This is a genomic window from Microvirga arabica, assembly GCF_016811235.1.
Classification (GTDB): domain Bacteria; phylum Pseudomonadota; class Alphaproteobacteria; order Rhizobiales; family Beijerinckiaceae; genus Microvirga; species Microvirga arabica.
Window position 1 is genome coordinate 16,376 of record NZ_JAFBID010000048.1, and the last position, 22,227, is coordinate 38,602.

Sequence of the window (22,227 nt, forward strand, 5' to 3'; positions counted from 1 at the left end):
GCCTATTTCCAGCCGTCGCGCTTGATCCGCTTCAGGTCACGGTCGAGGCGGTTCAGCGCCTGCGCGGGCTCCGTGCGCTTCGACAGCACCTGGTGCACCGTGTTGAAGAACTCAGTCGAGACCTTGTTGTAGTTCTGCCCCGTTGCGGTGGCAGGGCGGGCGACTGCGTTGGTGAACACGTCCACGAGATCGCCGATGAACGGATTGGCCTTGGCGATGTCCGCATCGCTGTAGAGGGACACGATGGTCGGATTGAAGGAGCCCTCGACCGCGCGGCGCTTCTGCTCGTCCTGGCCGGTGAGGTACAGCACGAGATCCGTCGCGGCATCCGCGTTCTTGGAGTACTTGGACACGGCCAGCAACTGGCCGCCGAGGGTGCCGGCATGGCGTCCGTCTGCGCCGCCCTTCGGCAGAGGCGCAATGCCGACCTTGCCCTTGATGGTGCTGTCGGCGCCTTGCGCCAGCGCCCAGGCATAGGGCCAGTTGCGCATGAAGGCGGCGTTGCCGGACTGGAAGACGCCGCGCGATTCCTCTTCCGTGTAGTTGAGCACGCCTTCGGGCGTGATGGTGCCGACCCATCCGGCGGCGGCCTTCAGGGCTTCCGCGGCTTTCGGGTTCTCGATGGTGACGTCGCCCTTGTCGTCGACGATCGCGCCGCCGCCGAAGGAGGCGACCCATTCGAGCGCGTTGGTGGTCAGGCCCTCATAGGCGCGGCCCTGCCACACATAGCCCCAGAAGTCGCCGCGCCCCTCTTTGCGCTCGCCGTCCTGGATCATGCGGGCGGTCTCCGTGAGGTCGGCCCAGGTCTGCGGCACCGGGCGCTTGTACTTGTCGAGGAGATCCTGCCGGTAATAGAGCAGGCCCGCATCGGCGAACCACGGCATGGCCATGAGCTTGCCGTTGACCCGGCTCGTCTCGACCATGGCGGGCAGGTGATCGTCGATATCGGCCTGGCCCTTGGCGGTCAGGTCCATCAGGTGATCGGCCAAAATTCCGGTCCAGACCACATCGATCTGGAACACGTCGATGTCGGATGCGCCCGCCGCCAGAAGCTGCTGGTAGAGGGCGAGGCGCTCCGTGGCGGAGTTCGGCGTCGAGACGATCTTGACCGTGTTGCCGGTCTTCTTCGCCCAGGCATCGACGCCCTGCTTGCAGATCTCGTATTCCTTACCCAGGGCGCTGCACGAGATGGAGATTTCAACCGCCCAGACACTCGTCGAGGCGAGGATTCCGGCAGCGAAGCCGAGGCTGGCGATCAGACGTGGCATGGCTATCCTCCTGCAGGCTTGATGTTTATTGCTTAGCTTCTTAAGCCTTGACCCTCCGTTTTGTTCCTCTGGAACATGGTCAGGGGCTGAAGCCGCTCCATTTCATCTGGCCAAAAATGAGAGGATTTCCATGAAAATCACGTGGTTTGGTCATTCCGCCTTCCGGCTCGACTTCGCCGGCAAGGCTCTGCTCATCGACCCCTTCTTCACGGGCAACCCAGCCTTCGAGGGCGACAGGGAAAAGATCACGGACGGCATCTCCCATATCCTCCTCACCCACGGCCATGGGGATCACGTGGGCGATACGGTGGACATCGCGAAGGCGACCGGCGCCAAGGTGGTGACGAATTTCGAGCTGTGCATGTACCTGGCAAAGCAGGGGCTCGAGAGCTTCGATCCCATGAACACCGGCGGCACCACGGACCAGGGCGGCTTCACCGTCACCATGGTGCGGGCGGACCATTCATCCGGCCTCGTGGAGATGGACGTGAACTTCCCCCTCGGCAGCGCCAATGGGATCATCGTGAAGGCGCCGGGCGAGCCCACGATCTACCACATGGGCGATACGGACATCTTCGGCGACATGGCCCTCATCGCCGAGATCCATAAGCCCGACGTGGTGATCGTGCCCATCGGCGACCGCTTCACCATGGGCCCGGAGGTGGCGGCCCTCGCCGTCGAACGCTATTTCGGCAACGCCAAGGCGGCTATCCCCTGCCACTACGGCTCATTCCCGCCGCTGGTGCCCAATGCGGACCGTTTCGTGGCCGCTCTCGACGGCAAGGGCATTCAGGTGGTGGTGCCGCACAAGACGATGGGGGTGACGGTTTAGGGTATGATGGGAGTAAGGGTCTGATCAGCGCTTCCCAGCCCGAAAAGATGAGAAGCGCAGCTTTTTCCCAGCGTCAGGAAACATCTCTCGGAGCTTCGCCTGTTCCTGAGCAGGCGCGGGCGAAGCTGCGACAGCGCCGGTTTTTCTTTCGAATAAACCGACATCGTCGCTCCGGATCTCAATGATGCCGGCATCAAGGATTCCGCCTGGGCGAACATCGATGACGTTAGCTCCAAGAATAGGTGTTGCAGAACCCGACTCGGAAGCGAATGGATTGGCTCGGTCATCGCCTATCCAGCTTTTGTTTCGGCCAGAGGTACAGGTGATGTTGGTCATCACGTAGGAGCCAGGTTCGATCGGCACGAACTGATCTTTGAACTCCTTCATGAGCTCGCTGTTGATACCTTTGAAGTCTTGGGTGAGCGCCTGCCCAAAGAAATTGGCCATCGCTTCCAACTGAGGCTTGGTATCGAACGACGTCACATAGCCGATATTGACGAAGCGGCTCATATCTATCTGCCCGCCTTTCAGGGGGCGCAGTCGGGCCATGCCAAGGCATGGCTGCCCATCTTTCCAAACACGAACGATAATCATGGCCGGTTCGTTGCTCTGAACCCGTTGATTAGCCTGTCGGGGATTTTCTCTGGCAGTCGTTGCTACCGGTAAGCTGTAAAAACCCGCGGCGATAACACAGAGAACCCAACGCAAAACCGACCGAAATGACATATTCAAACTCTTCTTATGAGCTAGGCAAAACTTTCTTGGGATTAATGTAACATAGTTTCTTTCGTCTTTCACAGCTAGATTTTTGCTTGGGGGTGATTTCCTGAGCTGTGGTGGCAATGGGCGGGAGAGAACTCAGACGAGGCGTTCTTTCCGCGTAATGACTGAGGGGGAGGCATGGCTTGCCCCACATCCGCCGTTGCCCCCCGGCGCGGGCGGGTGCTATAGCCCGGCCAGCAGATTTCCAAGGGGTATGACCATCTATGTCGGTCGATGAGAAAACGGTCCGCCGCATCGCCCATCTGGCGCGCATTGCCGTGACGGATGAGGAGGTGCCCCATCTCCAGGGCGAGCTCAATGCCATCCTGTCCTTCGTCGAGCAGCTCAACGAGGTGAACGTGGAGGGCGTCGAGCCCATGACCTCCGTGACTCCCATGGTGATGAAGAAGCGCCAGGACGGCGTGACCGACGGAGGCTATCCGGAGAAGATCGTCCAGAACGCTCCTGCTACGGAAGACAACTTCTTCCTGGTGCCTAAAGTCGTCGAGTAGAGGCCGTCATCCCGGCCGGAGCGCGAGTGGAGAGCCGGGATCGCTAGACCAGTTTCAATTTCCAGACGATCCCGGATCGCGGCAGGGCCGCGTCCGGGATGACCAGGATGCTCCCGTGACCGAACTGACCCATCTCACCATTGCCGAGGCCCGCGACGGCCTGAAGGCCAAGACCTTCTCCGCCACCGAGCTGACGCAGGCCCATGTGGATGCCATTGAGAAGGCGAGAGCGCTCAACGCCTATGTGCTCGAGACGCCGGACAAGGCGCTCGCCATGGCCAAGGCCTCCGACGAGCGGATCGCCAAGGGCGAGGCCGGGGCGCTCGAGGGCATCCCGCTCGGCATCAAGGACCTGTTCTGCACCGAGGGCGTGGTCTCCACGGCCAGCTCGAAGATCCTCGGCAACTTCAACCCGCCCTACGAGTCCACCGTCACCCGGAACCTCTGGAACGACGGCGCCGTGATGCTCGGCAAGCTCAACATGGACGAGTTCGCCATGGGCTCGTCGAACGAGACCAGCGCCTTCGGGCCGGTCGTGTCGCCCTGGCGGCGCGAGGGCTCGAACGTGAGCGCGGACGCCTCCGGGCAAATCGAGGGCACGCATCTGGTGCCCGGCGGCTCCTCGGGCGGTTCGGCCGCAGCCGTCGCGGCCCATCTCTGCCTCGGTGCGACCGCCACGGATACGGGCGGCTCGATCCGCCAGCCTGCCGCCTTCACCGGCACGGTCGGCATCAAGCCGACCTACGGACGTGTCTCCCGCTGGGGCACGGTGGCTTTCGCCTCGTCCCTCGACCAGGCCGGCCCCATCACCCGCACGGTGCGCGACTCGGCCATCATGCTGGGCTCCATGGCGAGCCCCGACCCGAAGGACACCACCTGCGTGGATCTGCCGGTGCCGGATTTCGAGGCGGCCATCTCCCGCGGCGTGAAGGGCCTCAAGATCGGCATTCCGAAGGAATACCGGATCGACGGCATGTCGCCCGAGATCGAGCAACTCTGGCACCAGGGCGCCGAATGGCTGCGCGCGGCCGGCGCCGAGATCGTCGAGGTCTCGCTGCCGCACACCAAATACGCGCTGCCCGCCTATTACATCGTGGCACCGGCCGAGGCGTCCTCGAATCTCGCCCGCTATGACGGCGTGCGCTACGGCCTGCGCGAGAACGGCCGGGACATCGTCGATCTCTATGAGAAGTCCCGCGCCGCCGGCTTCGGCCGCGAGGTCAAGCGCCGCATCATGATCGGCACCTATGTGCTCTCGGCGGGCTATTACGATGCCTATTACGTCCGGGCCCAGAAGCTGCGCACGCTCATCAAGCGCGACTTCGAGGAGGTCTATGCTCAAGGGGTGCACGCCATCCTGACCCCGGCAACGCCGTCCGCCGCCTTCGGCATCGGCGAGAAGGGCTCGGGCGATCCGGTCGAGATGTACCTCAACGACATCTTCACCGTCACCGTGAACATGGCGGGCCTGCCGGGCATCGCCGTGCCGGCCGGGCTCGATGCCCAGGGGCTGCCGCTCGGCCTCCAGCTCATCGGCCGCGCCTTCGACGAGGAGACCCTCTTCGCTGCAGGCCAGGTGATCGAGGATTCCGCCGGCCGCATCAAGCTGCCCCAGGCTTGGTGGGCCTGAGCGACGTGGGACCGACCGTTCCCGTCGTCACCCTCTGGGACTGGCTGCCGGCCGCCTTCGATCCGGTGCTGATACTGATCGCGGTCTGGCTCGGCTGGAAGGCCGACCAGTTCGGCAAGGTGCTGATCGTCGGCATGGTGGCGCTGGCCGTATCCGTGCTCGTCTCCTGGGGGATCAGCAGCTTAGGGATCCCCTGGATCGCACCCGTGCGGTCCGACGGGCTGACCCTGTTTCCCGTGCGCTTCGTGGCCGCCATGCTCTGGGCGAGCGGCGCCTATGCCGCCCGCCGGCTGGCCAAGGGTTAGGGTTGAAGGGCTAAGTTTCCGCAAGCCCTGCGCCGGAACCTGCCGGGTTGCCCAGCGCTGTTGCGATCTCCGCAAGCGTCGCCTTCTCGGCATCGCTGACGGCCACGCCGCCGAAGCCTAGGAACCCGCCTTCTTTGCCGGCTTCCGCCGACTTCCGGGCGACGCTCCAGAGCCAGGATTTGAAGGACGCGGCCTCGTCCGGTGCCTTGGCGTCGAGAAGCGTCGACACGCCGTGAAGCTCCTCGATGGCCTTGCGCTTCACATCGGCGAACTGGCTGCCCTTGAATTGGCTCTGAAAGGACTCGCGCACGGCATTGCGCGTCTCGGTGTTGGCGATGTCGTCCGCCACGGCTTTCACCAGCGGCGTCGCCTGAGCGTCCTGCTTGGCTTCGAGCAGTGCCCAGCCGCTGGACATGGATTCCTGCAGCAGGCTCCAGAGTCCGCCCGGATCGGCCGCCGTGATCGCCATGCTGGCCACCACGGGACTTGCGACGAGACGGGACCATTCTTCCGGGGTGAAGCTCGACTTGTTCGCCATGGTTGGCCTCCTGACATGCAGCCGGTGGGAAACTCCCAAGCGGAACCGCTCAAGCTTGCCCCTGGTTCCTTGGCAGGACAAGCCCAAAAGGAATGGGCCCGACCGTGAGGTCAGGCCCATCCTGCGCAGTGAAACGCGAGACGCTAAATTACTGCTGCGGAGCCGGGGTGGCCGGAGCAGCCGGAGCTGCCGGAGCCGGGGTGGTCGGGGTCGCCGGAGCGGTCGAGGAACCGCCGGTGGCGCCGGAACCCGTGCTCGGCGAAGTGCTTTCCGTCTGGGTGCCGGTAGAGCCGGTCGTGCTGGGCTCGTTGCTGCCGCCATCATAGAAGAGGAAGGCGAGCAGGCCCAGAGCGATAACAAGACCGCCGATCACGTAAGCAAGTGTGTTCGAACCGCGCCCGGTGTTATCGTAGACGTTCGTCTCGCGATTGTAGACGTTGGGTTCGCGATCCATGGGATCCATAGCCATTTTGAAACTCCTTGACCGTTTTACCTCCCGAACAACGCCGTATGTGGGATGGGGTTTCATCGCAGCGTGGCAATTATTTTCGAAAACTGTGCATAAATTGTTTCTGATCTTAACGATTGGGTCATCACCCTGAACGCCCGTTCATTTTGAAGGGGGTTGACCGGTTCAAGCGCCGCTCGTACTCCGATCAAGAAATATAAGAGATCAAAGGCGCAAGGCTCATGAACGCTCCGGTCAACCCTAAGAAGCTCATCAAAGGCGCGACAGGCGATTGGGAAATCGTCATCGGCATGGAGATCCATGCCCAGGTGACGAGCCAGGCCAAGCTGTTCTCCGGCGCCTCCACGGCCTTCGGCAACGACCCCAACAGCAACGTTTCCCTCGTGGACGCGGCCATGCCGGGCATGCTGCCGGTGATCAACGAGGAATGCGTGCGCCAGGCCATCCGCACGGGCCTCGGCCTCAAGGCCGAGATCAACCTGCGCAGCACCTTCGACCGCAAGAACTACTTCTATCCGGACCTGCCGCAGGGCTACCAGATCAGCCAGTACAAGAGCCCCATCGTGGGCGAGGGCGAGGTGATCGTGGACGTGCCGGAAACGGGCGAGACCATCACCGTGCGCATCGAGCGCCTGCATCTCGAGCAGGATGCCGGCAAGTCGATCCATGACCTGCACCCGACCATGAGCTTCGTCGACCTCAATCGCTCCGGCGTGGCGCTCATGGAGATCGTGTCGAAGCCGGACCTGCGCTCGGCCGACGAGGCCCGCGCCTACGTGACCAAGCTGCGCACGATCCTGCGCTATCTCGGCACCTGCGACGGCGACATGGACAAGGGCAACCTTCGCGCCGACGTGAACGTCTCCGTGCGCCGTCCGGGCGACGAGCTCGGCACCCGCTGCGAAATCAAGAACGTCAACTCCATCCGCTTCATCGGGCAGGCCATCGAGTACGAGGCGCGGCGCCAGATCGCGATCATCGAGGATGGCGGCACCATCGACCAGGAAACCCGCCTCTACGATCCGGGCAAGGGCGAGACCCGCTCCATGCGCTCCAAGGAAGAGGCGCACGATTACCGCTACTTCCCTGATCCGGACCTGCTGCCGCTGGAGTTCGACCGGGCCTATGTGGACGATCTGGCGAAAGGCTTGCCGGAACTGCCGGATGAGAAGAAGGCGCGGTTCATGGCCGATTACGGCCTCTCGCCCTACGACGCCAGCGTGCTGGTGGCCGAGCGCGCTTCCGCCGACTACTTCGAGGAGGTGGCCAAGGGCCGCGACGGCAAGGCCGCGGCGAACTGGATCATCAACGAGCTGTTCGGCCGCCTGAACAAGGAAGGCAAGGACATCTCGCAGACCCCGGTCTCGGCCGCGCAGCTCGGCGCCATCATCGAGCTCATCGGCGAGAACGTGATCTCCGGCAAAATCGCCAAGGACCTGTTCGAGATCGTCTTCACGGAAGGCGGCGACCCGCGCGAACTCGTGGAAACACGCGGCATGAAGCAGGTCACCGACACCGGCGCCATCGAGAGGGCCGTGGACGAGATCATCGCGGCCAATCCCGACAAGGTGGAGCAGGCGAAGGCGAAGCCCACCCTGCTCGGCTGGTTCGTCGGCCAGACCATGAAGGCCACGGGCGGTAAGGCCAATCCACAGGCACTCAACGAGATCCTCAAGCGCAAGCTCGGGATCGAGTAAGGCTATTGACCATGCCGGCGGAGCGCAGTTCGGGCTCCGCCGGATCTTGCAAGGCACCGCTCCCGTGACCTCGCAGCCCAGTCCCTTTGCTTCGCACTGGCTGATCCGCGACATCGTGATCGGGTCGCATCGCGCTGCCGTCGGGCCGGGCGGTGTGCTGTTCGTGGGCGATTCCATCGTCGAGGGCTTCTACTGGAACCGGATCGCCTTCCTGCCCGTGCTGAATGCCGGCTATTCCGGCATCTGGACCGAGGCACTGGAGCCGCGGGTGCCGCTTCTCCTGCAATCCGCAAAACCCGGCATCGCGGTGCTGCTCGTCGGCACGAACGATGCGAAGAAGGACTGCACCGAGAGTGCCCTCGACGAGGTTGCGAGGCATTTCGAAACCATCATCCGCCACTTCGAAGCCGCCTTTGTGCCGGTGATCGTCATGACACCGCCGCCGATTGAGCGTGCCAAGCGCCTCACGAATTTCTATTCGGCCGACGCGATGGCTTCCTTGAGCCGCCGGATCGTGCAGATTGCCGACGGCCGTGCAGCGGCCATCGTGGACTTGCAGAAGGCGTTCTCCGACAGGAATGGTGCCGCGAAGGCAGGGCTCACCACAGACGGCATTCATCTGTCGGTGGGCGCCTATCGCGGGCTGCACGACGTGCTTGAAAAGACGGTCGCCTCACTGGCGACCAAGAAGGGGCAATGATGAACCTGGCACTCAAGGTCGAAAGCCTGTCGGCGATCCGGCCAGTCCGCGACAGCGACCGGCAGGATCTCTTCGGGCTGATCGCAATCTGCTATGCGGATTATCCCGGCTGCTTCGTCGATCCTCACGACGACCTGCCGGATCTGCGCGCGCCGAGCACGTCCTATGACCGCACCGGCGGCGCCTTCTGGGCCGTCGAGGACGAGCGCGGACGCGTCTGCGCCTGCGTGGCGGTGGATTTTCCGGAAAGCGGAACCGCGGAACTGCACCGGCTCTACGTGCGTCCGGACCAGCGCGGAATGGGATTGGGCTTGCGCCTCGTGCATCAGGCCGAGGCGCACGCGCGCAGCAGAGGCGCATCGCGCATGGTTCTGTGGTCCGACACGCGCTTCGTCACGGCGCATCGGCTCTACACGAGGTTGGGATATAGGCAGCTGCCGGAGCCAAGGCAGCTCACCGATATTTCCAGGTCGGTGGAGTATGGATTCGAAAAGGACGCTTTGGGAATTCAGCCTCCTCCGTGATAATGCTCACGCCAATAGCATCCGAATAGGAAACAGCATGTTTGAGGTTGGAAGCGTCCTCGTCGGCATCTTTTTGGCCCAGGCGTCGCCCGGTCCCAACATGATGGCTGTTTCCTCCGTCTCGCTCGGCAGCGGGCGCCGGCTCGGCATCATCACCGCTGCCGGCGTTGCAACGGGCGTATTCCTCTGGGCGCTTCTCGCGACATTAGGCATCGGTGCGATTCTCAAGGCTTTTCCGCAGACGATCACGGCGATGCGCCTCATCGGCGGCGGCTACCTGCTGTACCTGGGCGTGAGAGCCTTGCGGGGCGCCTTCGTGTCCTCGGGACAGGGAGCGGCGGCAGGGCACGCAGAAGCAGGAGCTGCAGCGGCCTATCGCCGTGGATTCTTCGTCGCGATCACGAACCCGAAGGCTGCGCTCGTGTGGGCTGCGATCTCCATGTATCTCGCATCCTCCGGCCTTTCCTCGCTGCACTTCCTGTTCATCGACGTCGGTGCGGCCCTGTCGGCCCTGCTGATCTACGGCGCCTACGCGCTGATCTTCTCGACCGGCCTCGTCATGCGCGTCTATGCGCGCTTCTTGCGCGTGATCGAAGGAGGCTTCGGGGCCATCTTCGGCGCGATCGGAGCAAAGCTCTTCATCGACGGCGTGCGCGAACTGAAGGCTTGAGGCTGGTAAAGCCGCCCTTGATGGAGTAGTGTCTTCCCGCGGCTGAACGACTCAGCCGCTTTTTTCACCTGCAGCCGAAGGAGGCGTCACATGGTCATGAACTTTGCTCCATGCGCAATCGCGGCAATCCTTCCCTCTCAATTCGCTGCAGGTTCCTATGAAGCAGATTACGCTTTCCCTTGTGTGGCTCACCGTCCGCATTGATCTCATTCCCGCCGTGCGGGAGCGCGGCCACAAGCCCCTGAAGTCACTTCCACCCTCCGAGCTGCCGGCTTCGCTGCGCGCGAGGCTCAGCGCACACTTGCTCAGGGACATCGGAGAAGACAGCAGCGGGCGCGACTGACCATGAGTGACAACCGAATGGAGGATGCGTCACGCGCATCCTCCTGCTCTTCATCGCGCAACGAAGTGCGTCAACGATCACGGCGCCCGCCGCAACGGGCGCGGTTCAAGCCTCGGCCACCCCGTATTCCTCCGCATAGCGGTTGGCGACCCGCGTCTGCCACAGGCACAGCACCGGCGCGACGATCAGCTCGACGATCAGGCCACCCAGCATGACGAGCGAGGGCAGGCCGGTGAGGGCAAGGCCGATGAGGCGGCTCAAGCCTCCGATGACCACGAGCAATGTCAGCAGCCGAATGCGCCCGGTGTGGATCTCGATGGAGGGCAGGGTGCTCCAGAAGCACAGGCCGATCCCTAAGAGCAGGCCTGACAGATAGCGGAAGTGGCTCTCCGCCGAGATGCTCACCGCATCGCCCGTGAGCGCCTGCCCGAACAGTACGCCGTAGAGCCCCGTTGCGACCGGGATGACCGCCACGATGGCAACGGCCTGCTGAAGCAGCTTTCGCTCACGCGCCATGCCGGGCATGGGATCTCCTCAAGTTTCAGGATTCGGCTCCTTTCCGATTGAGACACAATCCACTAGGCTCTGCGCAACAGAATTTTCATCAGGGGGCTCTCGCCATGCCGGCACGGTTTGAACTCAACGGCGTCTTTCTCTCAGGCCCGACCTACAAGGTCGGCCTCATGCTGGCGCTCGCCGGGGAGGCCTTCGATTACGTGCACGTGAACCTCATGGCCGGCGAGCACAAGCAGCCGCCTTATCTGGCCAAGCAGCGCTACGGGCAGGTGCCGCTCCTCGTTGACCGCAACAACGGCCGGCATCTGTGCCAGTCGGCGGCGATCCTGGAATATCTTGCCGATACCCTCGGAAAGTTCGGCGGCGCGACCCTCGACGAGCGCCTCCAGACGCGCGAGTGGCTCTACTGGGATTTCGACCGCCTGGCGCCGTCGATTTACCGCTCGCGCGGCATCCGCCTCGGCTTCATGAAGGGCGGCGAGGAGAGCCTCGAACTCTGCGCGGCCAATGCAGCGTCCGCGATCAAGACCCTCGACGGGCACCTCGCCGGCCGAAACTGGATCGTGGGCGAGAGCCCGACCATCGCCGACATCGATGTCTATGGCGTTCTCGTCTATGCGGCCGAGGCGGCGGTCGATCTCACGCCGTATGCCAATGTCAGCGCCTGGATCGGACGCTTCGAGGCGCTGCCCGGGTTCAAGCGTCCGACGGACCTGCTGCCGCCGGAATCCCGGGCAGCCGCATGAGCGATCTCCTGATCCGCGAAGCCGAGGCCGGCGATCTCGAAGCGATCATTCGTCTGCATGAAGAGGACGAGTTGGGCTCCCACGGCGACGCGTGGTCGCCCGAAACCCGCCCGGCCTACGAGGCGGCCTTCGCGGCGATTCAAGCCAGCTCCGAGAACCGGCTGTTCGTGGCTGTCGACGGCCGCGAGATCGTCGGCACGTTCCAGCTCACCTTCATCCCCAATCTTACCGGCCGCGGCGCCCTGCGCGTGAAGGTGGAGAGCGTGAAGGTCAAAGCGGCGCGGCGATCATCGGGCATCGGCGCCAGGATGATGGCTTTCGCGGAAGACCATGCCCGCACGCACGACGCCCGCGCCATGGAGCTGACCTCCAACAAGACCCGAGGGGACGCCCACCGCTTCTACGAGCGCTTGGGTTTCTCCCGCAGCCACGAGGGCTTCAAGAAGAAGCTGTGAAGCCGATCAGTTCAGGGTGTAGATCTCGTGCCGGGCCGCGCCGGGTGGACCCTTGCGGATCGTCACGCTCGCGTCCTGGGCCAGCGGGTGGGTCTTCAGGATGCGTTCGACGGCGCGGTACATCGCCTCCGCGTCCGGGCCGTAGAGATAGATGATCGTATCGGTCGCGCCGACCGCATGGCCGTCGACCTCGCCGAGTTCCCCGAGGGCGATCTCCAGCTGGCTTTCGAAGCCGGAGAGATCGTATTCCTCGTAGATGGCGCGGGGAAGCGACTTCCCGTCGAGGCGGATGAAAAGCGCCTGATGAGGCGGAATGTAGTGGCCGCCGGAAGCGGTTTGCTTGCCGATGATGCGGGATAGCCAGTTCATGGAGAGCTCCTGTCCAATCGAGGCGTTCGTCAAAGGATGAACATCGGAAGAAGCCCGAAGGTGGCCGTCACCTTCAGGCCCGATGCTTCAAGCCTCTTCAGGCTTTCGTGCCTTCCTTGAGGCGCTTGTTGCAGGCGCTCCAGAAGGCCGGCCACTTCATGTCCTTGGCGAGCTTGCCGCCGGCCTTGGCGTCCTTCCACTCGAGGCTGCACTTGCTCATGCGCTCGCGGGCGGCCATCTGGGCTGCCGTCGGCTCTTTCTTCGGCTTCGTCTCGACAGCCTGCGCCGCACCGGCGAGTGCGAAGGTCATGGCAGCCGCAAGGGCTGCGCTCACAGGTCCGTTCATCATCGAATCACCCCCCACAGCGATTGCTTTATGTTATAAACTTTCTGAATCGATGCGCGGCAACATGCAAGCCCCGATGAGCTGCTATGCGCCGTTTTCCTGGATTCTTGTTGCGGGCGAGGGTGCCAGTTCCGATCTTATGGCTTAACGTTCCGGCGAGAATTCGTGTCGCAACCTGAAGAGAGGCGTTTCATGGCGGCTTCCGCGCAGCACCCGATCGATCTGTATTACTGGCCCACCCCGAACGGCTGGAAGATCACCATCATGCTCGAGGAATGCGGGCTGCCCTATGCGATCCATCCGGTGAATATCGGCAAGGGCGATCAGTTCAAGCCGGAGTTCTTAGATATCTCACCCAATAACAAGATGCCGGCCATCGTCGATCACGAGGGGCCGGGGGGCGAACCGATCTCCGTGTTCGAGTCCGGCGCCATCCTGCAATATCTCGGGCGCAAGACCGGACAGTTCTATCCGCAGGATGAGAGAGAACGTGTCGAGGTCGATCAATGGCTGTTCTGGCAGATGGGCGGTTTCGGCCCCATGCTCGGCCAGGCGCACCATTTCCGCATCTATGCGCCGGAGAAGGTGCCTTATGCCATCGACCGCTACACCAACGAGACCAACCGCCTCTACGGCGTGCTGAACAAGCGCCTCGCGAACCGGGAATTCGTGGCGGGCGAATATTCCATCGCCGACATGGCCATCGCTCCCTGGGCGAAGCTCTGGGAGCGCCAAGGCCAGAACATAGAGGACTTCCCGCACGTGAAGCGCTGGCTTGCGGCGGTGCTCGCCCGCCCGGCCGTCCAGCGCGGCATCGCGGTCAGCTCCGAGGACCGCAACAAGACCGACCTGACGGACCCGGCTGTTCAGGCGGTGCTGTTCGGCCAGAAGGCGCGGTAGTCATTGGAAGTCCTCCCGGACGGCGAAGCCGATCCGGGGTCGGGTACAGAATAGAACGGGGGATTCCCTCCCCTTGTGGGGAGGGGCAGGGTGGGGGTGTGAGCGTCACGCTGGTCCAGTTCAGCGCATACACCCCCACCTCCAACTCCTCCCCAGAAGGGGGAGGAGGGCTGGTTGAGCCACACTCGTCTCACGATCCCGGGTTCTGCTCCGCAGCCCCTGGATGACGGTGTCGGCGGAAAGTTTCTAGTTCACCTTCGCCCAGGTCTGCGAGCGGCAGATGAGGCCGCCCAGCACGCAGCCGGAGAGCTGCATGGCCTTGCCGCCGGCAAAGCTCATCTTGCCGTTATAGGTCTTGCCGTCCTTGTAGTTGTAGAGCTGGCCGGTGAAGCCGTCGGCTGCGGGCTGGATGTTGGAGATCATCTGGATTCCGACGAGGTTCCGGCTCTTCAGCTTGGGGTCCGGGTTGTTCACGTCCTTGGCCTCGCCCTGGACGGAGATGATGGTGCCGCAATAGGCGCCGCCGCACCGGGCGATGCGCACCCGGGTCTCGCCCGTTTCGCTCAGGTAAGTGCCGCTCGGGTCCGCCGGTTGGGCGGAGGCCGGAAGGGCCAGCATGACGAGACTGAGGGCGAGGATAACTTTTCTCATTGTTGACTCCCTTTGGGTTGGTCTTCAGCGGACCATTCCGGGAAGAGACTAGGGGAGGCGGTTAAGCTTTCCAAGCGGGGTAGGGCAAAAGGCGCTTGAGGCCTGGGGGGCTCGCCGCTATAAGCGCCCCACTTCACATTTCCCCTCATAAAGACAAGCGAGCTGTCATGGCCATCGAGCGTACCTTCTCCATCATCAAGCCCGACGCGACCCAGCGGAACCTCACCGGCGCCGTCAACGCCGTCATCGAGCAGGCCGGCCTGCGGATCGTCGCCCAGAAGCGCATCCTCATGAGCCGCCGCGAGGCCGAGACCTTCTACGCGGTCCACAAGGAGCGTCCCTTCTTCGGCGAACTCGTGGACTTCATGATCTCCGCTCCGGTCGTCGTGCAGGTGCTCGAAGGCGAGAACGCCGTTCTCCGCTACCGCGAGATTATGGGCGCCACCAACCCGGAGAGCGCCGCTGAGGGCACCATCCGCAAGCTCTACGCCAAGTCCATCGGCGAGAACTCGGTCCACGGCTCCGACAGCCTCGACAACGCCAAGATCGAGATCGCCCAGTTCTTCTCGGGCAACGAGATCGTCGGCTAAGCCCCTGAGGCATAGCCTTCATGATCAGGCCGCCTCCGGGCGGCCTTTTCATTTTCTGGCCTTTCCCTCATCATGCGCCCGCCATGAACCAAGCTCCCCGCATCGAACGCCGCGCCTCGGTCTGCCCGCATGACTGCCCCTCCGTTTGCTCCCTCGAGGTGGAGGTGATCGACGGGCGAACCATCGGCCGCGTGCACGGGGCGAAGTCGAACAGCTACACGGCGGGCGTGATCTGCGCGAAGGTGGCCCGCTATGCCGAGCGCATCCATAACCCGGACCGGCTGCTCTATCCCATGCGGCGCACCGGCCCGAAGGGATCCGGCCAGTTCGAGCGCATCTCCTGGGACGAGGCGCTGGACATCGTCGCCCGAAAATTCCTGGAAGCCGAGCAGGAGTTCGGCTCGGAATCCGTCTGGCCCTATTACTATGCCGGCACCATGGGCTACGTGATGCGCGACGGCATCAACCGCCTGCGCCATGTGAAGAAGTATTCCGGCCAGTATTCCACCATCTGCACGGCCATGAGCTGGACAGGCTACGTGGCCGGCACCGGCCATCTGCGCGGCGCCGACCCGCGCGAAATGGCGGTCTCCGACTGCATCGTGATCTGGGGCACAAACGCGGTTCACACCCAGGTCAACGTGATGACCCATGCGATGAAGGCCCGCAAGGAACGCGGGGCCAAGATTGTCGCCATCGACATCTACAACAACGCCACCCTGAAGCAGGCCGACATGGCGCTGGTCCTGCGCCCCGGCACCGATGGCGCGCTCGCCTGCGCGGTCATGCACGTGCTGTTCCGCGACGGCTATGCCGACTGGGATTACCTGGAGCGCTACACTGACCATCCGCGCGAGCTTGAAGAGCATCTCAAGACCCGCGATCCTGCCTGGGCGTCCGCCATCACCGGCCTGTCGGTGGAGGAGATCGAGGCCTTCGCCAGGCTCGTGGGCACCACCAAGCGCACGTATTTCCGCCTCGGCTTCGGCTTCGCGCGCCAGCGCAACGGCGTGGTCAACATGCATGCGGCCCTGTCGATTCCGGCCGTGACCGGCGCGTGGCAATACGAGGGCGGCGGCGCGCTTCATTCGAACAGCGGCATCTTCCACTGGAACAAGGCGCTGATCGAAGGGCACGATGCCATCGACAAGAGCATCCGCGTGCTCGACCAGTCGCAGATCGGCCGCGTGCTCACGGGCGATCCGCAAGCGCTCTACAATGGCCCGCCGGTGAAGGCGATGCTGATCCAGAACACCAACCCGGTCTCCGTTGCGCCGGAGCAGGAGCTGGTGAAGCAGGGCTTTGCCCGCGAGGATCTGTTCGTCTGCGTACACGAGCAGTTCATGACCGAGACGGCGCTCATGGCCGATATCGTGCTGCCCGCGACCATGTTCATGGAGCACGACGATCTTTATTCCGGCGGCGGGCACCAACATTTCCAGGTCGGTCCCAAGCTCATCGACCCACCGGGCGAATGCCGCTCGAACCACGAGGTCTTCCGCGGGTTGGCCGAGCGCCTCGGCGCCGAGCATCGCGGCTTTGCCATGGAGCCGCGCGAGATCATCGACTGGACGCTGCAGAATTCCGGCTGGGGCACGCTCGAGAACCTGGAGGCGCAAGTTCACTTCGATGCGCAGCCGCCTTTCGAGGAGGCGCATTTCCTAAAAGGCTTCGGCTATCCGGACGGCAAGTTCCGCTTCAAGCCCGACTGGACCAAGGTGCCGTCCTACAACAACGGCGCCATGGGCCCCTGGGCCCGCATGCCGGCTTTGCCCGACCATTGGGGCGTGATCGAAGCGGCGACCGAGGAGCACCCGTTCCGCCTCGCCACGAGCCCAGCCCGCAACTTCCTCAACTCCAGCTTCACCGAGACACCGACGTCGCTCGACAAGGAGCGGCGGCCCGAGGTGATGATCCATCCGGTCGATGCGCAGACGCAAGGGATTGCCGAGGGCGATTGGGTGAAGCTGAAAAATCACCGCGGTGAGGTGTATCTTCGCGCCAAGCTGTTCGAGGGCGTGCGGCGCGGCGTGCTCATCGCCGAGGGCATCTGGCCCAACGCCGCTCATCCGTACGGTCGCGGCATCAACACGCTCACCGGGGGCGATCAGGTGGCGCCCTATGGCGGTGCTGCCTTCCACGACAACCGGGTGGCGCTGGAGAAGGCCAATCTCGACCCGGCGCTTGAGCCGCCGGTTGCGCGCAAGCAGCATCGGCCTGAGGCGCTCGTTCGTTGAAAATGAAGGCTTGCACCCTCTTCACGTCATCCCCGGACTTGTTCCGGGGATCCACGTTTTTGGAGCCGCAACGCTGCAGAGACGTGGATGGCCGGGACACGACCGGCTATGACGGAGAGTCTAGAGGCAGGCGCATAGTCAGACCTTCTTAAGCCTATCCCCATCTCCCCCTTGATCCTGAACGGCCAAGCCTATTCTTAAACGCCGAACGTGATTTCATCTCTGGGGAGCTATCCATGATCCTGACCGCCTGTGCGCTGCTCGTCGCAGCCGCCGTTTCCTTGAGCGCGACCGGGGCTTATGCCGCCGCCTCCAATATGCCGACCCAATATCAGCCCGATCCGGCCCTAAAGACCGAAAGCATTAGCCAGCTGCGCGCCCGCGTGAGCCAGGCGTGCGCGATTACCCAGGCGAAGCTCCAGAGCGAGGCCAGCGAGGCGTCCCTCAACCGGGCCTGCGACTGTTATGCCGGCCGCACCATGCGCTCGCTCAGCGCCGAGGAGGTCCAATCCTATCGCGACACCGGCGTGTTCAACGACACCGCCCGCGCGAAGGCACTGACGGCACTGGACGCCTGCAAGCTGCCGCGTCCGCAGATTTGAAACACTTACAATCTCTACGTCATGGCCGGACTTGTTCCGGGGATCCACGTTTTGGAGCCTAAGACGTGGATCCCCGGAACATGTCCGGGATGACGGGAGTGCATTGGTCCTAGTTAGGCGAATGCAGCACAGCGCTCGCTTCCCACCCACGCGAAAACACCACGCGTCCGTTCTCCAGCCGTGCGCTGCCGTCACAGATCAGCCGCAGCGCCTGCGGGTAGAGCCGGTGCTCCTGCACGATCACCCGCGCGGCAAGGCTCTCCTCGCTGTCGCCCGGCACCACCGGCACTGCGGCTTGAGCGATGATCGGGCCGGCATCGAGCTCCGGCACCACGAAATGCACCGTGCAGCCATGTACCAGCACGCCGTCGGCCAGCGCGCGACGGTGAGTCTGGGTGCCGCGATAAAGGGGCAGGAGGGAGGGGTGGATGTTGATCATCCGCCCGGCCCAGCGCTCCACGAACCAGTCGGAGAGCACTCGCATGAAACCGGCGAGGCAGATGAAAGCGATGTCGTGCTCCACCAGTGCGGCATCGAGCGCACGGTCGAAACTCTCCCGGTCGGGAAAGGCTTTGTGGTCGATGGCAAGCGTCGCGATCCCGGCCGCCTTCGCCCGGTCCAGTCCTTCCGCATCAGGACGGTTTGAGAGCACGAGGGCGATCTCGGCCGGAAAGTCGGCAGCCTGAGCAGCCTCGATCAGCGAGGCCATGTTCGAGCCGCGGCCCGAGATCAGGATGGCCACGCGGCGGGTCATCAGAGCTTCAGGGAGCCCGAGGTCTGGACGCGATCGCCGCCCGTATGTGCGATGGTCTCGCCGATGCGCACTGGGTTTTCCCCAGCTTGACGCAGACGCTCCATGACCGCATCCACCTGATCGGCGCTCGCCACCACGATCATGCCGATGCCGCAGTTGAAGGTGCGCAGCATCTCGGCTTCGGCGACGCCGCCTGCTTTGGCGAGCCAGCCGAACACGGGTGGAACCGCGATGGCATCGAGGTCGAGGCGCACGCCGACGCCGTCGGGCAGGACGCGGGGGATGTTGTCGGGAAAACCGCCGCCGGTGATGTGGCAGAGCGCGTTGATGCCGTCGCCGCCTCTCAAGACCTCCAGCAGGGCCTTCACGTAGATCCGGGTCGGCTCCAACAGGGCCTGGGCCAACGACTTGCCGGGCGCGAAGGGAGCGGGCGCATCCCAGGCGAGGCCGGAGTGCTCGACGATCCGGCGCACGAGGGAGAAGCCATTGGAATGGACGCCGGAGGAGGGCAGGCCGATGAGCACGTCGCCCACCTTCACGTCCTTCGGCAGCAGCATGCCGCGCTCGGCAGCGCCCACCGCGAAGCCTGCGAGGTCGTAGTCGCCCTTGGCGTAAAGCCCCGGCATCTCGGCGGTCTCGCCGCCGATCAGCGCGCAGCCCGCCTGGAGGCAGCCCTCGGCGATGCCCTTGACGATATGGACGCCGACCTCCGGCGAGAGCTTTCCGGTGGCGAAATAGTCAAGGAAGAACAGGGGCTCGGCGCCCTGCACGATGATGTCGTTCACGCACATGGCCACGAGGTCGATGCCGATGGTGTCGTGAATGCCCGTGTCGATGGCGATCTTCACCTTTGTGCCGACCCCGTCGTTGGCCGCCACCAGGATCGGGTCCTTGAAGCCTGCGGCCTTCAGATCGAACAGCCCGCCGAAGCCGCCGATCTCCGCATCCGCGCCGGGCCGGCGGGTGGACCGCACCAGGGGCTTGATCTGGTCGACCATGGCATTGCCTGCATCGATATCGACGCCCGCTTGGGCATAGGTCAGGCCGTTCGTCTGCTTCTCGGTCGTCATGGCTCACCCCGTGTTGAGGGGGCAGTAAGACGGTAGGGAGCGGGAGGCAAGGGGTTTCGCGTGTTGCGAATTGCAGGTCCACCGTCATCCCGGGGCTGCGGAGCAGAACCCGGGATCGTGCGAGGAGTGTGGCTCCCTTCCGCTCTCCCAGCGGGAAAGGGAGAAATGCGCCATATTCTGCACCCGATCTCGGATCGGCTTCGCCGTCCGGGATGACCATAAAGAATGCCCGTTATCCCCACCCCTCCGCCTGCCGATTGAACTCCGCCCCCCGAGCGTCCATCATCGGCCCGATGACCATTCCGAACATCATCACCATCGGCCGCCTCATCATCGTGCCCATCGTGATCGTCATGATCATGCAGCAGCGGTGGGTTGCGGCCTTCGTCCTGTTCGTGGTGGCAGGCGTCTCGGATGCGGTGGACGGGTTCATTGCCCGCCGGTTCGATATGCGGAGCGAGTTCGGAGCCTATATCGACCCCATCGCCGACAAGGCGCTCCTGGTCTCCATCTACGTGACGCTCGCCATCGTGGGAGCCATCCCGAGCTGGCTGGCCATCATCGTGGTGTCCCGGGACGTGATGATCGTCGCTGCCGTGCTCCTGTCCTGGGTCATGAGCCGCCCGGTCGAAATTAAGCCGCTCCTTGTCAGCAAGCTGAACACGGGCGCGCAGATTGCGTTTGCGGCCTTCGCGCTCGCGGCCAATGCCTTCGGGGCCGAACTCGCCGGGCTCGAGGATGTTGCCATGTTGCTGGTGGCCACCTTGACCATAGCCTCGGCCGGTGCCTATCTCGGCGGCTGGCTGCGGCACATGGGTGTCGAGAGCTAACGGTGTGAGGGGCCGATGACGGTTCAACGGCAGATCGGGTTCTGGATTGCGGCGCTGGTCGTCGCGGTGCTGCTGCTGTTCGTGCTGCGCGGTATCCTGCTGCCCTTCGTGGCGGGCTTCGCATTGGCCTATCTGCTCGATCCCCTGGCCGACCGGATGCAGAAGATCGGCGTCGGGCGCCTGGGCGCCAGCCTGCTGATCCTCGTCCTGTTCGTGCTCATCTTCATCATCGCCCTGATGATCCTGGTGCCCTTCGCGGCCCAGCAGGTGGGGGCCTTCGTGGAGAGGCTGCCCGGCTATGTGGCCCGGCTTCAGGAGCTCGGGGCCGAGCAGCTCGGCCCGCTCATCCGCCGCCTCGGCATCGAGGAGGTGCTGCCCGCCGCTCCTCCCTCCGTCGGCAACCTGATCAGCCAGGGCGTCGCCTGGATGACCACCTTCCTCCAGGGGCTGTGGTCCGGCGGGCAGGCGCTGATCGGCATCTTCTCCCTGCTGGTGGTGACCCCGGTGGTGGCCTTCTACATGCTGGTCGACTGGGACCGCATGGTCAGAACCGTCGATTCCTGGATGCCCATGAGCCACCGGGACACAATCCGCGCCATCGCCCGCGACATCGACCGGGCAATCGCCGGCTTCGTGCGCGGGCAGGCCCTGGTGTGCCTCATCCTCGGCACCTTCTATGCGGTGAGCCTCGCCCTCATCGGGCTCAATTTCGGGGCGCTCATCGGCATGACGGCGGGCGTCCTGAGCTTCATCCCCTATGTGGGCTCGCTCACCGGCCTCATTCTGTCCGTGGGTGTCGCCATCGTGCAGTTCTGGCCGGATTGGACCATGATCGCCGCGACGCTCGGCATCTTCATCTTCGGCCAGTTTGTGGAGGGCAACATCCTGTCGCCCAAGCTGGTGGGCGACTCGGTCGGCCTGCACCCGGTCTGGCTGATGTTCGCGCTCGTCGCCTTCGGCGCGCTCTTCGGCTTCGTCGGCCTGCTGCTCGCGGTGCCGCTCGCGGCCGCCGTGGGCGTCATCGCGCGCTTTGCCCTGCGCCAGTATCTCGCCAGCCCGCTCTACCGGGGGGCGGATCCGGTGATCCTCAAGCCCCGCATCGAGATCGACAAGGCCAATCGCGATGCCTGAGGCCCCCAAGCAGCTGGCCTTCGACCTTCCCCTGGATCCCCGCTTCGGAGCCGAGGACTTCCTCGTCAGCCCCTCCAACGAGCAGGCCTACGGCCTCATCGAGAGCTGGCCCGACTGGCCCGATACCATCCTCCTGCTCGTCGGCCCCAGGGGCAGCGGCAAGAGCCACCTGGCGTCCATCTGGGCCACGAACGCCCACGCCTGGACCGTCGATGCGGCGGCGATCACACACGACAAGGTCCCGCACCTCGTGTCGAACGGTGCCCTCGCCATCGAGGACATGGATGAGGCTGAGCGCGATGAGCCGGCCCTGTTTCACCTGCTGAACCTGGCCAGGGAGAAGAAGGCTTCCCTGCTGATCACCTGCGAGACCCCGCCCGACCGCTGGGGTTTGAAAACCCCCGACCTCCTGTCCCGTTTGCGGCTGGCGCCGAGCACCACCCTGGACGCGCCGGACGATGCCCTCCTCAAGGCTGTGCTGGTGAAGCTGTTCGTGGACAGGCAACTCGTGGTCGACACCTCCGTTGTCGACTATATTGCTTTGCGGATCGAACGCTCGCTCGCCAAGGCCTCCGAGATCGTGGCTCTCCTGGACCGGGAGGCCCTGAGCCGGGGCCGGCGCGTCTCGCGGGCCATCGCGGCCGAGATCCTAGGCGCCGCGCAGGAAACGGATGAGAACGAGTGAAGCCAGATACTGACGCCTTGTTGTCGAACCGTCGTGAAACCGTCACGAAGCCCAGAGCAAAACGAGCGCCGAGGAAGGAAGCGGCGGAGAACGAG

General features: G+C 64.1%; 28 protein-coding genes. 18 read left to right on the forward strand and 10 right to left on the reverse strand.

Annotation, left to right across the window (positions count from 1 at the left end; genetic code table 11):
• Nucleotides 1-2: 2 nt before the first annotated feature.
• Nucleotides 3-1,268 carry an ABC transporter substrate-binding protein gene (locus tag JQC81_RS20665; RefSeq protein ID WP_203273647.1) on the reverse strand — a complete coding sequence of 422 codons (1,266 nt, stop codon included), beginning with the start codon at nt 1,266-1,268 and terminating at the stop codon, nt 3-5.
• 130 nt (nt 1,269-1,398) lie between these two features.
• Between JQC81_RS20665 and JQC81_RS20670 the strand changes: the two genes are divergently transcribed.
• Entirely contained in the window at nt 1,399-2,100 is a 702-nt protein-coding gene (locus JQC81_RS20670; protein WP_203273648.1) for a metal-dependent hydrolase, read from the forward strand.
• 24 nt (nt 2,101-2,124) lie between these two features.
• Here the strand turns inward: JQC81_RS20670 and JQC81_RS20675 are convergent, their stop codons facing one another.
• Nucleotides 2,125-2,694: a hypothetical protein gene (locus JQC81_RS20675; RefSeq protein ID WP_203273649.1), complete on the reverse strand. Its 570-nt coding sequence runs from the start codon at nt 2,692-2,694 to the stop codon at nt 2,125-2,127.
• A gap of 392 nt (nt 2,695-3,086) precedes the next feature.
• Here JQC81_RS20675 and gatC point away from each other — a divergent pair, with 392 nt between their 5' ends.
• From gatC to JQC81_RS20690, 3 genes are all read left to right on the forward strand, one after another.
• On the forward strand, nt 3,087-3,374 hold the full coding sequence (gatC, locus tag JQC81_RS20680) for an Asp-tRNA(Asn)/Glu-tRNA(Gln) amidotransferase subunit GatC (protein WP_036351845.1): 288 nt from the start codon (nt 3,087-3,089) through the stop codon (nt 3,372-3,374).
• Nucleotides 3,375-3,489: 115 nt separating this feature from the next.
• Complete coding sequence (gene gatA / locus JQC81_RS20685; protein WP_203273650.1) at nt 3,490-5,004, forward strand: Asp-tRNA(Asn)/Glu-tRNA(Gln) amidotransferase subunit GatA; 1,515 nt, start codon at nt 3,490-3,492, stop codon at nt 5,002-5,004.
• A 5-nt stretch (nt 5,005-5,009) separates the two neighbouring features.
• A complete protein-coding gene (locus JQC81_RS20690; RefSeq protein WP_376772426.1) occupies nt 5,010-5,309 on the forward strand; it encodes a hypothetical protein in 300 nt (99 codons plus the stop codon).
• 10 nt (nt 5,310-5,319) lie between these two features.
• Here JQC81_RS20690 and JQC81_RS20695 read toward each other — a convergent pair whose 3' ends face one another.
• Together JQC81_RS20695 and JQC81_RS20700 are read right to left on the reverse strand one after the other, a co-directional pair.
• A complete protein-coding gene (locus JQC81_RS20695; RefSeq protein ID WP_203273651.1) occupies nt 5,320-5,847 on the reverse strand; it encodes a hypothetical protein in 528 nt (175 codons plus the stop codon).
• 148 nt (nt 5,848-5,995) lie between these two features.
• Complete coding sequence (locus JQC81_RS20700; RefSeq protein WP_203273652.1) at nt 5,996-6,316, reverse strand: LPXTG cell wall anchor domain-containing protein; 321 nt, start codon at nt 6,314-6,316, stop codon at nt 5,996-5,998.
• Between the two features lie 221 nt (nt 6,317-6,537).
• On the opposite strand from JQC81_RS20700, the gene gatB reads away from it, so the two are divergent.
• The 5 genes from gatB (at nt 6,538) to JQC81_RS20725 (ending at nt 10,250) form a co-directional block, all read left to right on the forward strand.
• Nucleotides 6,538-8,013 carry an Asp-tRNA(Asn)/Glu-tRNA(Gln) amidotransferase subunit GatB gene (gene gatB, locus JQC81_RS20705; RefSeq protein ID WP_203273653.1) on the forward strand — a complete coding sequence of 492 codons (1,476 nt, stop codon included), beginning with the start codon at nt 6,538-6,540 and terminating at the stop codon, nt 8,011-8,013.
• A 64-nt stretch (nt 8,014-8,077) separates the two neighbouring features.
• Complete coding sequence (locus JQC81_RS20710; protein ID WP_203273654.1) at nt 8,078-8,713, forward strand: SGNH/GDSL hydrolase family protein; 636 nt, start codon at nt 8,078-8,080, stop codon at nt 8,711-8,713.
• Nucleotides 8,713-9,237 carry a GNAT family N-acetyltransferase gene (locus tag JQC81_RS20715; RefSeq protein WP_210347230.1) on the forward strand — a complete coding sequence of 175 codons (525 nt, stop codon included), beginning with the start codon at nt 8,713-8,715 and terminating at the stop codon, nt 9,235-9,237. The genes JQC81_RS20710 and JQC81_RS20715 overlap by 1 nt, the downstream gene beginning before the upstream one ends.
• A 37-nt stretch (nt 9,238-9,274) precedes the next feature.
• Nucleotides 9,275-9,907, forward strand: a complete 633-nt coding sequence (locus JQC81_RS20720) for a LysE family translocator (protein WP_203273656.1) — start codon at nt 9,275-9,277, stop codon at nt 9,905-9,907.
• A 157-nt stretch (nt 9,908-10,064) separates the two neighbouring features.
• On the forward strand, nt 10,065-10,250 hold the full coding sequence (locus JQC81_RS20725) for a hypothetical protein (RefSeq protein WP_203273657.1): 186 nt from the start codon (nt 10,065-10,067) through the stop codon (nt 10,248-10,250).
• A gap of 105 nt (nt 10,251-10,355) precedes the next feature.
• Here the strand turns inward: JQC81_RS20725 and JQC81_RS20730 are convergent, their stop codons facing one another.
• Nucleotides 10,356-10,766: a DUF4345 domain-containing protein gene (locus JQC81_RS20730; RefSeq protein WP_203273680.1), complete on the reverse strand. Its 411-nt coding sequence runs from the start codon at nt 10,764-10,766 to the stop codon at nt 10,356-10,358.
• A gap of 104 nt (nt 10,767-10,870) precedes the next feature.
• Between JQC81_RS20730 and JQC81_RS20735 the strand changes: the two genes are divergently transcribed.
• Nucleotides 10,871-11,512, forward strand: a complete 642-nt coding sequence (locus JQC81_RS20735) for a glutathione S-transferase family protein (RefSeq protein ID WP_203273658.1) — start codon at nt 10,871-10,873, stop codon at nt 11,510-11,512.
• Nucleotides 11,509-11,967 (forward strand): GNAT family N-acetyltransferase, encoded by a 459-nt coding sequence (locus JQC81_RS20740; protein ID WP_203273659.1) that lies wholly within the window; start codon nt 11,509-11,511, stop codon nt 11,965-11,967. Before JQC81_RS20735 ends, JQC81_RS20740 begins: the two co-directional genes overlap by 4 nt.
• Before the next feature lie 6 nt (nt 11,968-11,973).
• Here the strand turns inward: JQC81_RS20740 and JQC81_RS20745 are convergent, their stop codons facing one another.
• On the reverse strand, nt 11,974-12,336 hold the full coding sequence (locus tag JQC81_RS20745) for a hypothetical protein (RefSeq protein ID WP_203273660.1): 363 nt from the start codon (nt 12,334-12,336) through the stop codon (nt 11,974-11,976).
• A gap of 97 nt (nt 12,337-12,433) precedes the next feature.
• A complete protein-coding gene (locus JQC81_RS20750) occupies nt 12,434-12,685 on the reverse strand; it encodes a hypothetical protein (protein WP_203273661.1) in 252 nt (83 codons plus the stop codon).
• Between the two features lie 189 nt (nt 12,686-12,874).
• Between JQC81_RS20750 and JQC81_RS20755 the strand changes: the two genes are divergently transcribed.
• Nucleotides 12,875-13,582, forward strand: coding sequence for a glutathione S-transferase N-terminal domain-containing protein (locus JQC81_RS20755; RefSeq protein WP_203273662.1), 708 nt, complete (start codon nt 12,875-12,877; stop codon nt 13,580-13,582).
• A 246-nt stretch (nt 13,583-13,828) separates the two neighbouring features.
• Here the strand turns inward: JQC81_RS20755 and JQC81_RS20760 are convergent, their stop codons facing one another.
• Nucleotides 13,829-14,233, reverse strand: coding sequence for a DUF2147 domain-containing protein (locus tag JQC81_RS20760; RefSeq protein ID WP_203273663.1), 405 nt, complete (start codon nt 14,231-14,233; stop codon nt 13,829-13,831).
• A gap of 167 nt (nt 14,234-14,400) precedes the next feature.
• On the opposite strand from JQC81_RS20760, the gene ndk reads away from it, so the two are divergent.
• The 3 genes from ndk to JQC81_RS20775 all read left to right on the forward strand — a co-directional run bounded on the left by ndk (nt 14,401) and on the right by JQC81_RS20775 (nt 17,662).
• Complete coding sequence (gene ndk / locus JQC81_RS20765; protein ID WP_203273664.1) at nt 14,401-14,823, forward strand: nucleoside-diphosphate kinase; 423 nt, start codon at nt 14,401-14,403, stop codon at nt 14,821-14,823.
• An 83-nt stretch (nt 14,824-14,906) separates the two neighbouring features.
• The gene (locus tag JQC81_RS20770) at nt 14,907-17,060 is read left to right on the forward strand and encodes a molybdopterin-containing oxidoreductase family protein (RefSeq protein WP_203273665.1); all 2,154 of its coding nucleotides are present in this window, start codon (nt 14,907-14,909) and stop codon (nt 17,058-17,060) included.
• A 236-nt stretch (nt 17,061-17,296) separates the two neighbouring features.
• Entirely contained in the window at nt 17,297-17,662 is a 366-nt protein-coding gene (locus tag JQC81_RS20775) for a hypothetical protein (RefSeq protein WP_203273666.1), read from the forward strand.
• 109 nt (nt 17,663-17,771) lie between these two features.
• Here the strand turns inward: JQC81_RS20775 and purN are convergent, their stop codons facing one another.
• Nucleotides 17,772-18,416: a phosphoribosylglycinamide formyltransferase gene (gene purN / locus JQC81_RS20780; RefSeq protein ID WP_203273667.1), complete on the reverse strand. Its 645-nt coding sequence runs from the start codon at nt 18,414-18,416 to the stop codon at nt 17,772-17,774.
• Nucleotides 18,416-19,486 carry a phosphoribosylformylglycinamidine cyclo-ligase gene (gene purM, locus JQC81_RS20785; RefSeq protein WP_203273668.1) on the reverse strand — a complete coding sequence of 357 codons (1,071 nt, stop codon included), beginning with the start codon at nt 19,484-19,486 and terminating at the stop codon, nt 18,416-18,418. The genes purN and purM overlap by 1 nt, the downstream gene beginning before the upstream one ends.
• Nucleotides 19,487-19,779: 293 nt before the next feature.
• Here purM and JQC81_RS20790 point away from each other — a divergent pair, with 293 nt between their 5' ends.
• Genes JQC81_RS20790 through JQC81_RS20800 form a run of 3 tightly spaced genes read left to right on the forward strand, consistent with a single transcriptional unit; the run spans nt 19,780 to nt 22,132 of the window.
• A complete protein-coding gene (locus JQC81_RS20790) occupies nt 19,780-20,316 on the forward strand; it encodes a CDP-alcohol phosphatidyltransferase family protein (protein WP_203273669.1) in 537 nt (178 codons plus the stop codon).
• Nucleotides 20,317-20,331: 15 nt separating this feature from the next.
• On the forward strand, nt 20,332-21,447 hold the full coding sequence (locus JQC81_RS20795) for an AI-2E family transporter (protein ID WP_203273670.1): 1,116 nt from the start codon (nt 20,332-20,334) through the stop codon (nt 21,445-21,447).
• Entirely contained in the window at nt 21,440-22,132 is a 693-nt protein-coding gene (locus tag JQC81_RS20800) for a P-loop NTPase family protein (RefSeq protein ID WP_203273671.1), read from the forward strand. Before JQC81_RS20795 ends, JQC81_RS20800 begins: the two co-directional genes overlap by 8 nt.
• Nucleotides 22,133-22,227 lie beyond the last annotated feature (95 nt).